Annotated in this window: 12 protein-coding genes; 3 read left to right on the forward strand and 9 right to left on the reverse strand. The window is 59.5% G+C overall.

Annotated features, from left to right (window positions below; translation table 11 throughout):
• Positions 1 to 48 precede the first annotated feature (48 nt).
• The gene (locus GSQ88_RS29235) at positions 49 to 885 is read right to left on the reverse strand and encodes a hypothetical protein (protein ID WP_159011263.1); all 837 of its coding nucleotides are present in this window, start codon (positions 883 to 885) and stop codon (positions 49 to 51) included.
• A 297-nt stretch (positions 886 to 1,182) separates the two neighbouring features.
• Between GSQ88_RS29235 and GSQ88_RS29240 the strand changes: the two genes are divergently transcribed.
• Positions 1,183 to 1,698, forward strand: a complete 516-nt coding sequence (locus tag GSQ88_RS29240) for a hypothetical protein (RefSeq protein WP_159011264.1) — start codon at positions 1,183 to 1,185, stop codon at positions 1,696 to 1,698.
• 132 nt (positions 1,699 to 1,830) lie between these two features.
• Here the strand turns inward: GSQ88_RS29240 and GSQ88_RS29245 are convergent, their stop codons facing one another.
• The 5 genes from GSQ88_RS29245 to GSQ88_RS29265 all read right to left on the reverse strand — a co-directional run bounded on the left by GSQ88_RS29245 (position 1,831) and on the right by GSQ88_RS29265 (position 6,570).
• Positions 1,831 to 2,118: a hypothetical protein gene (locus tag GSQ88_RS29245; protein ID WP_159011265.1), complete on the reverse strand. Its 288-nt coding sequence runs from the start codon at positions 2,116 to 2,118 to the stop codon at positions 1,831 to 1,833.
• 272 nt (positions 2,119 to 2,390) lie between these two features.
• Positions 2,391 to 3,290 carry an efflux RND transporter periplasmic adaptor subunit gene (locus GSQ88_RS29250; RefSeq protein WP_159011266.1) on the reverse strand — a complete coding sequence of 300 codons (900 nt, stop codon included), beginning with the start codon at positions 3,288 to 3,290 and terminating at the stop codon, positions 2,391 to 2,393.
• 31 nt (positions 3,291 to 3,321) lie between these two features.
• On the reverse strand, positions 3,322 to 3,519 hold the full coding sequence (locus tag GSQ88_RS29255) for a DUF1656 domain-containing protein (RefSeq protein ID WP_159011267.1): 198 nt from the start codon (positions 3,517 to 3,519) through the stop codon (positions 3,322 to 3,324).
• Entirely contained in the window at positions 3,516 to 5,603 is a 2,088-nt protein-coding gene (locus GSQ88_RS29260; protein WP_159011268.1) for an FUSC family protein, read from the reverse strand. Before GSQ88_RS29260 ends, GSQ88_RS29255 begins: the two co-directional genes overlap by 4 nt.
• Before the next feature lie 220 nt (positions 5,604 to 5,823).
• Positions 5,824 to 6,570 carry a DUF6065 family protein gene (locus GSQ88_RS29265; RefSeq protein ID WP_159011269.1) on the reverse strand — a complete coding sequence of 249 codons (747 nt, stop codon included), beginning with the start codon at positions 6,568 to 6,570 and terminating at the stop codon, positions 5,824 to 5,826.
• 495 nt (positions 6,571 to 7,065) lie between these two features.
• Here GSQ88_RS29265 and GSQ88_RS29270 point away from each other — a divergent pair, with 495 nt between their 5' ends.
• The gene (locus tag GSQ88_RS29270) at positions 7,066 to 7,215 is read left to right on the forward strand and encodes a hypothetical protein (protein ID WP_159011270.1); all 150 of its coding nucleotides are present in this window, start codon (positions 7,066 to 7,068) and stop codon (positions 7,213 to 7,215) included.
• 202 nt (positions 7,216 to 7,417) lie between these two features.
• Positions 7,418 to 8,950, forward strand: a complete 1,533-nt coding sequence (locus GSQ88_RS29275) for a hypothetical protein (protein ID WP_159011271.1) — start codon at positions 7,418 to 7,420, stop codon at positions 8,948 to 8,950.
• Between the two features lie 38 nt (positions 8,951 to 8,988).
• On the opposite strand, the gene GSQ88_RS29280 is transcribed toward GSQ88_RS29275, so the two are convergent.
• From GSQ88_RS29280 to GSQ88_RS29290, 3 genes are all read right to left on the reverse strand, one after another.
• Positions 8,989 to 9,525: a DinB family protein gene (locus GSQ88_RS29280; protein ID WP_159011272.1), complete on the reverse strand. Its 537-nt coding sequence runs from the start codon at positions 9,523 to 9,525 to the stop codon at positions 8,989 to 8,991.
• A 9-nt stretch (positions 9,526 to 9,534) separates the two neighbouring features.
• On the reverse strand, positions 9,535 to 10,743 hold the full coding sequence (gene hisC, locus GSQ88_RS29285) for a histidinol-phosphate transaminase (RefSeq protein WP_159011273.1): 1,209 nt from the start codon (positions 10,741 to 10,743) through the stop codon (positions 9,535 to 9,537).
• Between the two features lie 221 nt (positions 10,744 to 10,964).
• The gene (locus GSQ88_RS29290; protein WP_159011274.1) at positions 10,965 to 12,071 is read right to left on the reverse strand and encodes a C45 family autoproteolytic acyltransferase/hydrolase; all 1,107 of its coding nucleotides are present in this window, start codon (positions 12,069 to 12,071) and stop codon (positions 10,965 to 10,967) included.
• Positions 12,072 to 12,199 lie beyond the last annotated feature (128 nt).

Here is a 12,199-nt window from a genome sequence, read left to right on the forward strand (position 1 = left end):
AGGCGGAGCTCCCCTTCGCCACAGAATCTTCTTCAGCCTTGTGATTCTTCAGGACCAGCCCTCAATAGAGCCGCACAGTTGCCTCAGGCTCATGGTTTCGAGTTCTCCGATTAGAACAAAGCTGCTGTCGGTGAGACCGCTCATCGAGGGGCCGAAAAGTCCGGACACCAGACCATTGCCGTGGCGCGCCAAATAAAATCGGTCGTGAAAACGAATGCCGGTGTTCGTTCTAAAAAACTTGAATTGGAGCTTATATCCGCGCGCATCACCATATTGCTTCACGGTCGTGCGCCAGACATCGCCAATCACGACCTTGTCGCCTTTCGCATAGGGAGGCTGGAAAATCGTAAACATCTCATTCGTCGGGATATTGAGTACGTCCAGGTATTTTAGAAAATTGTCGGTACCTCCCTTGGAGCCGTCTTCGCCTTCGTCGAAATAAATATAAGGATCCGTCACGAGCAGATCTTTAGCCGAACCTTTGCCGCCATGTACCGTCCGGGCTGCGTCCAAGAACGTGTTTATCTTGGCCTTAAAGCCGCCAGACACTCTCATGAGCTCGGCGACAACGTCGCCATCCGCCGCGCTCGCTGAGCTACGCGCAAAGGGTTTTGGCGGGCGCCCTAACTTGAGGGGGCAATTGGGTTCTGGGCAACTTCCCTCCCGCACGGTTACGAGGGGGCGCCATTCCCCCGCAGTTGCCCAGCGGATGACGTCACTCCAAAACTCGTCGTCGTGCCAACGCCTTGACCTGGAAAAGTCTTCGCGTTGGAAGTTGCGGCTAAACAGTTCGGGTGCGAAGCGCCCAATTGCCTCGCTATCTTCCGGTCGCGCCGGAAGTCCGGCATTGAAGCGCCAATACCAATCATGAGAGTCGTACGGCATAAGAGAACCTCCAATGAACAATCGTTGCTCGTTTGATGGAAGGCACACTTCAACATCATTTAGCCGAATATGCTGGACGCTATCAACAACACCTCGTCAGAGCTCCTGGGATGGATTAGCCATAGGCCTAACCCGCCTTCTTATCGATGATGGGCGGCGGATTGCGCCTTCTGCTCCAATCCGCCCTACGGCTGGAGTCATGGGCTGGCCCGTGTTTCAATGACGCCCCGGATGCCGATTGAAATTCAACACAATCTTGACGCATAGCCGGGCGACGCTCGGCCAAGGTAATTCGCAATGACAGCATCGATCATCCGGCCGGTCGCAGCGTGCCATCGGCATCCAGTTCAGCTCCACGGCATCCAAGCCTTGCGCCAGTTTGCGGCCGTCTTCCTGTCGTGTTACGCCTCTGGCCTCGCCGCGGCGCAAACCCCGACCCTGCCGGCGCTGGAAAAGAACAGTTTTTATCTGTCGTCCGCCGGCTTTCATGCCCAGTTTGCCAACGATCCGGCGGCGCAAAAGGCGCTGCGGGCGCTGCCGGCGCACCAGTTCGTGGCGAAAGGGGCTGGCGAGGAGCTGCGCTATTTTTATGCCGAGCCACAGCATTGCGTCTGTGTCTTTGTCGGCACCCAGCAGGCCTATGACAACTACCGCGAGATCCTTCGCCAGCCGCTGAAACCGGCCGACAACATGGCGCCTGATTACAGGAGCCAGGCCGGCATGCTGTTGAACAACCAGCCGCTGCGGCAGAGCACGCGCGGCGATCCCACCACGCTGTCGGACTATCTCAGCACCCTTAAACCGCAATATTGAATTCGCGTCCGATCCAAGGGCATTGCGGGCCGCGCTACCGCTGTCAGGATGGATGCGCGCGAAACTGATCGTCGCCCTGCGAGATTGAGATAGACGCCCCGCCGGCGCTGGAACGCCGGACGGGGCAACCCTTCAATGTCCGCCGCTTACCGGTCCTGTTGGTAGCCCCGACGGACCGGTGTTCTGGGGAGCCCTCGCGAGAAGAGCATCCTCCAATGCATGGCTCAGTTGGTTACGTCGGAGGTTCCAGAGAAAGTTTGCAGCCAGTGCCCCGATGTCTGGCTCTACAAACCCTTCCTCAGGTATTAGATTCTTCGCCTTGAGCACTTTATTGATCAAGCCTTCATGATATCGATTCATTGATTGAATGGTAGCAGAGTTGATCTCCTGCAGGTCACCCGGTCGACTTGGATTTGCCATGACATTCTCCATGTCTGCGCGCCGCGGGATGGGGCGGGCTCGGCATGTGTAGTCCATCCCGCGCTTGGCGATCGTGAACCAGATCACTACCACACGATGTTGGCGGGAAAGCGTGATCAAATCCGCTCGATTGGCGCCTTCCGTCACAGGTCCCGCTTCGGCTTCCGCACCTAGAGCACGGTTCTGATTCAATCAGAACCAGACTCTAGATTCTTGTTTGACGCGCTTTCTTGACGCGAACCGGTATCCACTTCGCTTGAAACCGCTATACGTCACGGCGCCGGCGCCTTGACGCGACGGGGATCGCCGGGGTCGGTCACGACGACGGTCGCGGTCATGCCGGCGCTGAGCGTGATGCCGTCCGGCACCTTGTCGATGGCGATGCGAACCGGAATCCGCTGCGCCAGCCTGACCCAGCTGAAGGTTGGATTGACGTTGGCGATCAGGTCGCCGGCCAAGGCGTTGTCGCGGTCGGTGATGGCGCGGGCCACACTCTGGACGTGGCCTTGCAGGGCGGCATCGAATCCCATCAGGCGGATCGAAACCGGGTCGCCGAGCTTGATGTGGCGCAACTTGGTTTCCTCGAAATAGCCGGCGATATAATAGGAATCGCTGTCGACGATCGCGACCATCGGATGTCCCACGGTGGCATAGTCGCCGCGGTCGAGCAGCAGATTGGTGACATAGCCATTGACCGGGGAACGCACCTCGGTGCGCGCCAGGTTGAGCTTGGCGACGCCGACGGCCGCCACCGCCTGATCGTAGGCGGCCTGCGCCCCGAGCGCGGTGTTGCGCGCCTGCGAGAGTGCCTCGTCCGAGATCGAGGCCGAGGTCAGCTTCTGGCGCCGCTCGAGCTCGTCCTGCCGCTCGTCGGCGGCGCTCTTGGCCTGCGCCAGCGCCGCCTCGGCTTGCGCCAGCGCCAGCTGATAACGGGCGCGATCGACGGTGAAGAGCACGTCGCCGATCTTGAGGGTCTGGTTGTCCTTGATCGGGACGTCGATCACGGGGCCCGCGATGTCAGGCGCAACGTTCACCACATTGGCGCGTACCCTGCCGTCGCGCGTCCACGGGCTCTCCTGATAGGTCACCCACAGATACCAAAAGAACACCGCCGCGATGGCGACAGCCGCCATGGTGACGAGAACGCGAACGATCGATGCGACATTTGGCATGGTCAGGATTCTCGACAGGATTCTTAGTTGGCTAAAGTGTAGCGGTGACGAAGGCACTGAGCAGGATGACGTAGAGCGCGGCATTGAACAACGGCGGATGCCAGACGAAACGATAAAGCCCGAGCTGGCCGATGGCATAGCGCAGCAGCCACCAGACCAGCGCGGTGCCCAGCAGATAGCCGAGCATCGGGGGCAAATACACGCCGCCGAGACTGATTTCCTTGATCATGCCACCACCGGTTCAGGCGCAGCCTGCGGCCCTTCGGGCGCGGGTGCGCCGAAAACCTCGCCGTGCTGCCGCAACGTCATCTCGATACTATAAAGCGCTTCGGCGGCGCGGATCAGCAGCTGGTCGTCGCCGATCGAAAGAATCCGCCGGCGCGCGGCCGTGAGCTCCGGCAGCGGCATCGGTGTGTTGCCGCGTCGCGCCGCGCGGCGAAAATGGCCGGCCATCGCTGCGACAGCCTCACGCCCGGCCGATGCGGCCTCGACCGGAAGATCAGGGAGAAATCCACGCAGCGCGAGCACGTTGAGACCGATGCGAAGACCGGCGAGGCCGGCCTGAAGCGTGGCGCGCTGCTCCGCTATGCCTGCGTCAAGGCGCAGGAACAGCGCGTTGACCCGATCGAACATCCGGCTCTCGAACACCGCGCGTTGTTGGATCGCCGGCGCACCGGCGATATCTGCCAGCTCGCGCAAGATGCCCCGGATCAGGCGCTGCACCGCCCAATCGGTACCGAGCGGCCGCAGCAGCCCGAGGCCAGCGGCACCGATCCCGATCCCGACCACATAACTAAACGCCCCGTTCATGAAGGTCGTGAAGTCGTAATCCATCGCGTTGGAGAGGCCGAGCAGCGCGCCGCCGACGAAGATCATCGGCATCGCCCAGGCCGCCCCTCCCGGTACCGACAGCAGCAGGCCGCATGCCAGATAAAACGGCGCCACGGCGACGACGAGGGCGGCAAAGGTATCGAGCGGCGGCAGCACGATGAAAAGATAAAACGCGGCAATGGCGACGCCGACCACGCTCATCTTCAGGAACATCGCCGAGGCCGCCGCCGGATTGTCTTGGCCTCCCAGGATCGCGCACATGATGCCGGCGAAAATGACGGCGACAGGCCCATTCGGCCAGGCCGAGAAAATCCAGAAGGCGCTTGCGATCAGCACCGTCACGGCCGAAACCACCGCGCCGACCACCGCCAGCGTGACGTCGCGATAGGGCCAGAACGCGGGTGCCGGATCGCCCTCGACGGGCCGCAGGCCGAACGCCATATGGGTCCGGATGCTGACGGCTTCGCGCCACAGATCGAGAACATCGCTCAAGCGCAGCAACATGCTGCGCACCAGAAAGGCGTCGGCGTCGCTCCGCAGCGCCTGTGGCGAGGGCAGCTGCGCCAACAGATCGGCCTTCAGCGCGATCTCGTCCGCCGTTTCCCGCAGCGATTCCTCCGGTGTCGCGGCACTGGCCGAGCCCGAGATGTGGGCGGTGGCGCGCTCAAGCAGCGGTCGCAACGCTTCCGCGGCCTCCGGTCGATGGCGCAGCAACAGCGCCAGACGATCATAGACCGACATCAGCATCGCCAGCAGCGACAGCAGCTTGCCTTGAAACTGGCGGATGACGATGTCGATCGGCCGCAGCGAGGGCGTATCGAACGAGGAAAATACCCGCAACGAATCCAGCGCCACGACGGCCGAAAGAATCTGGCGGCGATCGGCGAGGCCCTTGGCTTCGCCCTGCCGGCCGCGCAGCGCATCGTCGATCCAGCGCGCCATGTTCGGCAGCATCGCCTCGAGCGCCTTGTGCAAGGCATCGCCGGCCCGCCGCGGCAACACGACATGGTGCATCAGCGCGCCGCAGGCAATGCCGAGCATGATCTCCAGGCAGCGCGCCACCGCGATATCGAACGCCTGTTCGGGCGCCAGCGCCGCGGGCAGGCCAATGATCGCGGCGGAGTAGCCCGACAGCATCCCGACATAGGCCTGCGGCGCATCGCGCAGGTAGATCGTGACAAAGGTGCCGAGCCCGATCCAGAGCGCCAGCGCCAGGCAGAACAGCTCGGGCGTGTTGGAAAACAGCGCGACGAATACCAGCGACATCACCGCGCCGATCGACGTTCCCAGCATCCGATACAGCGACTTGGCCAGCACCATTCCCGAAAACGGCTGCGAGACGATGTAGACCGTGGTGACCGACCAGCTCGGTTGCGACAGATTGAGACGAAAGGCGATGAACAGCGCCAGCATCGCGGCGATGAATGTCTTCAGCGAAAACATGCCATCGCGCCAGGTCGATTGTCGGAGGGTTTGCAGCATCGCGGAAAGGCCATAGCCGGCGAAAAGAGAGAGCGGAGACAGGCATAGGACACCGCGGCGGCCGGTTCAAACGCGATCTTTGGGCGCGGCCGTCATGCCATGACTTCAGGCCTGGAGCCGACCGTCGGCCTGGGCGCGTCCTGCATCAGCCGCGGCATCCCGACGCGCGTAATCGGCCGCGGGTTCAACCCGCAATCCCCGTTCCTGGCCTCGGTCGTTTTTACTGATGGTCCGAACCATCGCCAGAGGCGCCGGACGCTCTTGCCCTTCGCCGCGCCTCCCGTCGGTACGAACCAGGGGGCTCGGTGTTTCGCCGCACCGCATTCTCCCGCAATCGAGCCCAAAGGTCGTCGGTCAGGTCCGAAAGACCCAAAAGGCTTTTGTCGCGACTCTCGGCCTTGGCGGCTGCGTTCCTGTCAAATGGCACGATCTGAAGAAAGGGCGTGTCCTTTGAAAACTTGACGGGGTAGTCGGTCTTGTTGATCTGCACCGGGAAAAACAACGGCCCGATCCACCAGTCAGTCTCGACAATACCTTCGATCACCGAATAGCCGGACGAGTTGGTGCGATTCACCGGGGATCGAACCCAGGTGCTGATTCCGGGATCGGTGACGACGAAGAAACCTGACCAGATCTGGACCACGCCGCGTTCCGGGAACGCCTCGAGAAAGGGCGGCATCACTTCGGCGTTGATTGGCTCTACGTTGCGCAACCAATATTCATTGAAGTCGGGGATAAAGACACGGTCCAGCAGGATGGTCTCTTCAACATCCGAAAAGTTGAGAAGGACCTCCGCTCCCGTCCACTCCAGACAAAACTCCACCGGAGGATAGAGCAACCATCCCGCGCTGTTCGCCGCCAGGAACGGCTCGCAGAACTTGACGGCCCTCGCCGGTATTTCTCCCCTGATATCGCTTTTTGGTCTCGCGGGATCCGGCGCTGCTGGCCAACCTTTGAAGAGCTGCATAGCCATCCCTCTGAGATGGGCAGTCACCATCACATCTAAAAAAACGTCACGTGCAACAATCGCATGCAAAAAAACGCATGCAAAAAATAAGGCGGCCGGACTCCGACCGCCTCAATATCGCGTTCGGCTAGCGCGAGCCGCCGCCACCGTTGATGAGCACCTTCACACCGCCGCTGCCGGTGCGCCGTACGATTGAGGATAATACGATTTTTTTCTTCGCCATAAATTCCTCCATCAGGCTGTAGCTCTCCGTTCAATCTGAACACTCGCTTTATATAATGAGTGACATATCAATGCAACCAATGATCGATTTGATAAAATTCGATTTGAACTCACGAATCTCCATTCGGACAGCCGTCCTGACATTTTATTGGTGCCCGAAGTTCCGATCAATCGCGGATCGCCCTTGGGCTGTCTTTGTCCTTTAGCGCTGCTCAAAATTGTGCTATTCTTGATGGCGTTAAGTTAGCTAAAGGTCCAACGACGGAGGATACCATGGCGATCCCCTCTCACGATCCAGACAGAGCTAAATTGCGCGAAGTGTTGAAAGAGGTCGAGCACGTTCGTGGCGAATGCAAGCAGAACCACGAGGTCGTTAAGAAGTTAGATCTCATCAAACAATTGATCACAGAAGTTCAAGTCTGATTCGAGAACGAGATGAGCGCCCTGCCACGGGCGAATTTCCGATCCGTAGACACCGTTTTTCGGGATAGCGTTTTTCGAGATAGCGTGTTGCGGGATAAGGGGGGCGCTCATTCTTACCGATCCGAGGCATAAGCATACGGCACTGCTATCGCCGCACGTGATCCACGGGCTCGCGCGTTCCGGAGTCGGGCTGACGGCAGCCTTGAACGATTGCAACAGCAGCGTCGCTATTTTCAGCGGCACGTGGAAACAACTGACCGTCAAGACTCAGCACGCTTTGAGCGCGTGGGCCGCGCAACATCCACAGCGCATGTGTGGATTGATTCAGTCTGATTTGCCTTCATTAACGGACTTTGGCGCAGGCGAAAGCCCGTGTTCGGCCAGCGATGTGCTGCTGATCGATTCGACCCGTAATATTTTGATCCGACGCGGCAAAGAGATCGCGTGCAGCGCGGCGGACGTCATCTCCTTGCTGGACGATCCCTCAGCTTTGGCGGCGATAGCGATCACCGGGCATGGTGCCGAGAGCTACATTCAGTTTGGATCCGGCTGGATTTCAACCGACCCCGATCCACGTCTCCCCGGCGCAATACTTTCGCCGGATGTGATCCGCGCTCCGCTGCTGTTTTTGAACGCGTGTTCCTGCTTGCGCCTCGGCGACTCGGTCGTACCAAGGCAATATTCGTTGGCGGACAGGTTCTACCGGCGCGGCACCACCGTTGTCGGGGCTTTTCGCAACATTCAAACATCGGTCGATGCGGCCAGATTGTTTGCCGAAGGAATCACCGCCGGCGCGCCCGTCGGCGAAATCGTCAACCGGCTGAACGCGGAAGTCCTGTCACGGCAGGCGCTGATTCCGCCGTTTCAGCTGCTGGGGGTACCGCAGCGGCGGGTGGCTCCCGCGAAAACGGCCTATGCTTACGTCAGAGCCAAACAGGACAATTCAGCCGCCCTGGCGCTGGCCGGGCAGATATCCTGGGTCGAGCAGTTGCATCACACAATATCGAACTGGTTCGAGCCTTCGGCGCGGCTGGCGCAGAGTTTTCTGGAATTGAAACGCGTGGCGCGACCGCTGTTCGAATTGTGCCATCCAGACATTGCAAACCTTCTGGCCCCGGCGGAGATCGGTATCCTGGTCGACGGCGCGACGGACGCCGTGGTGCATCATCGCAACAATATCCTGCTGGAGCTGCAGCAAAAAATCCAGACCGGCCGTTGGCTGGAAAGCTACTACGGATCGGTTTCGAATCCGCGGCGCTCGCGATCCGCATCTCGACGAGGTGAGCTCGCGCCAACCATGGTGCATCTCTACGAGCCGTTCAATGCGGCAACGCTTCCGGTGATGCGTCTGGATTGTTGTGCGCGCGGCACGCTCGCGGAGTGGGTGGGGCCGCGGCCAACCGGGCGACCGAAGATGCGGGTGGGAATCGATAATGTCGTCATTGATGTTCCGCCGCTGAAGAACGCCGAGATCGGCGCTGTATTTGTCCATCGAACTTCAGACGTCGGCAGCCAGGCGTGGCCACCCGGCGGCGGCCGGGTCTCGATACCTGTGGCGGATATTCCCTTTCACGGCCGAGTGACGGTGGTTGCGTCCGTCATCGGCGAGCGATCGCTTTGTTTTTTCTATTCCACATTATTTGTCGAGCGGCCTTACGGATCGGCTTCAACGGCAGATTCCGCGACCGGCGCCGGCCCCTCGAATGGTCCCGTTCGAGCGTCGAAGCGCAAATGATCATCGAAGCGTCCGGCAACGCTTCGACCCAACCCGGCCTAAGATGCTCTGGCTTGCGGCACGACCGCACTTGCCTTGATATGTTGCGGCAAGAACAGACCATCCAATTTGGGCGCCTCGACCGACGAGTTTTGCATCAGGACCGAGACTTGCCCGCGGTGGTGGATCTGGTGGCGAAAGATGTGAGCGACCTCAAGCATCATGGGCCATTCCTCAAATCCCTCTTGCGGCTCATCGTAACGGATCAGCGACCTCAAATCCCGGGCCGTCAATTGATCCATGAGTTCGGCAATCTCGATGTCGATCGCACGCCGATCCCGGATATAGGCGTGCTTGGTCTCGTGCAAAATCTGCATGCCGGAGGTAATTCCCACATCCACCTGCCGAACTTCCCCAAGCCAGACTTTGTCCATCACCAAAACATGATTGAGAATTTGATGAATTGGCAGGCTTTTGGGAAATATCGGCTGATAGTATTCGTTGTCTGGCATTTTCAGAATTGCCGCGATAATTGCCTCGTTTGCCCACGAATTATATTCAGCATATGTTCGATGATAGGTAGACAGCATGTTCATGACTTCCTCCTAAGTTGGATGAAGGGCCATATCGCGATCCAGTATCTCAAAGAGAGCCTCCAGGAATCTGTCGTTGTCTCCTGGCCGGCCGATCGTCACACGTAAAAAGCTCTCGTAACCGCTATCCTGGATCAGCGCGGTCAAAATGCGCCGATCTTGCAGGGATTTCTGCAGCGGTCGCGCCGGACGGCCAAAGTCGATCGCCAGAAAATTGGCGAGACTTGGAAGCACGGACAATCCCCGCTGCGTCAGTATCTTTCGTAGCCGCTCTCGTTCCTCCGATATCATTCGTACCGTGTTGTTGAGATGGGTTTGATCGGCCAGAGCGCTCAGCGCGGCTATTCGACCCAGATGCGAAATATTGAATACGGGCTGTACCCTTGCCACGGCCTCGGCAATCTCGGCATTGCCCGAAAGCAAATAGCCGATCCGCAAGCCCGCGAGACAGTAAGCCTTGGACAGGCTGCGAAGGATGACCCAATTCGTCGATGATTGCGCCAATGTTGGCAGGAGATCGGGCGAACCGGCCGCGACAGCAAACTCGTGATATGCCTCATCGAACACCAGAAGTACGTTTGGCGATACGCGTTCGAGCAGATATTCGAGGTCATTCAGAGAGATCGAACCGCCGGTGGGATTGTTGGGCGTCGCGATGAAAACAAGGCGAGTGTCCGCGGTGCAGGCATCGCAAATGGCACGGACATCGACGCGGCCGTCGTCCAGAAGGCCGGTCTGAACGATCCTGCCCCCCATGATCGAGCAAGCCTGGCGGTATTTTGCGAAGCTGGGCGCCGGAATCACCACCGGATCACCGGGCGACACATATGCCAACGCAATGGCCTGGACCAGTTCGTCGCTACCGTTGCCGAGCACAATGAGTGACGCCGCAACCCTGCAACGGTCGGCCAATGCCGTGCGCAGGTCCAGCGGTTGCGGTATCGGATAGCGAAATATTTCCGCGGCATGTCTGCGGATCGACTCGACCACCTTCGATGATGGGGGCCATGGTCCCTCATTGAGGTGCATCGGGAGAACATCCGTATCCATATCCCAGGCCGTCGTCGGGTACCGGAATTTGGACGCCGGCAAGTTCAAGACCGCGTCCCGGGCTGCGATCGGAGATGTCTTTGCAGGATCAGAATTGGCAGGGCTGGAATTGGCAGGGCTGAAACTCGCGAGGTTGAGGAGGTCGTGGTCCGGATCACTGCTATCGGGCATCGACAACCCCTGCGCGATTTTCCAGCGGCTATTCCAGCAACCACCACCATGCACGCCACCATTCTATCGCGGCGCAGCACGGAACTGCTGCAAGTGAGGATGCCTTGCAGCCTTTGGTTTCAGCAATATGCTGCAGCAACCGAGGGAAAATTGCAAGGGACCGCGTCTCGTTGACACATCGGCTGACCGGTTCCCTCGCCAATGAAGTCGCCGTTTTGAATCTATTGCTGCAGACTGAACCGTTCAAACTGCTGTCGACACGGCGGGCCATTGGAAGCCGCAAGGCTAAAGGACGTCAGATCCAGAACGATGCCGGCAAGCGTCGCAGCCCGTCGATCTGACGGCAAGCGCTCGTCCCCATGATGGCAAATGGAAAACGGGAAAGAGAAATGGTCCTGCAAAACAGCTTCAACGAACCGGTCATCGATTGAGCCCGTGCGGCTGGTGAGGAGACGGCGCATGCGATTGCCTCGAAAAATGCTGTCGGGCAGCAAACGCTCGAACAGCGAGACGGTACCGGGCATGCGTTCGAAATGATTTGCATGCGTAAGAACGCCACCCTCCGGATAGATGTACGCCGCATTTTCCTGCGTGAGCTCCAACCCGACCAGCTCCCCATCGCGGTGGCCCACCAGCAAATGGGTTGCTGTCGGGCGAGGCCTCGTGAGGGCCGCGCCCAACGCCTCCGCAAAGGTCTTCGCTTCGAGGATGGCCAGCACGCGTAGCCGAAAGGGAAGGCCGAACGGCGGGTTCTCGCAGCCCGGTGAAATCAGCGAATTATAGGCGAGGCCGATTCCGGCAGAATTCAATCCGACCGATGGGGCTACGCTGCCTGCTTCGTGCAATCCCAATACCGTCAATCCGCCCGGCCTGGCGCTTTTGATAACGACGAGGTTTTCCGCGATCGCGGCAATCCCGTCGAGGGTTTGCCCCAATTTCACATGTCCATCCGCGCAAGTTTCGGCCAGCAATCCGAACGATGTGCAACCATCGGTTTCCGTGCTTTGCGGAGCGCCCCGCGTCGCCCGCTTCGCCATCAGGGGAAAGCCGATTTCAAATCGCAGGTTCAGAAGCGCGACGTCCAGAACATCCATTTCGGCGAATTTTGCGATTGCTCCGATCTCGGCAAGAAGCCAGTCCTGAGTCAGGACCTCATGCATCCAGGCCGAGGCCTGAAGGCGTGCCGCCCCGCAACTCAGACCATTTCGATCAAAACGCCGGTAACAAATGCCGACGTTGCGAGCGATCTCCCGTGCGAGCGAACTTCCATGAATCCGACCTCGCAGCTCAGGATCGTTTTCCGGCACCTCGATAAACGGATATGGCATGGGATCATCTGATCTCATCAGGCCTGATGCAATCCGCAACCGGCTCTGGATGGCACACGCTGGAAAATTGGCTGTGTGCCTGTGCAACGAATGGTAGAGTGCCCACGGAAAGCGTCAAGCGCTTTTGT

Origin of the sequence: Bradyrhizobium sp. S69 (assembly GCF_009766005.1) — a bacterium.
GTDB lineage: Bacteria > Pseudomonadota > Alphaproteobacteria > Rhizobiales > Xanthobacteraceae > Bradyrhizobium.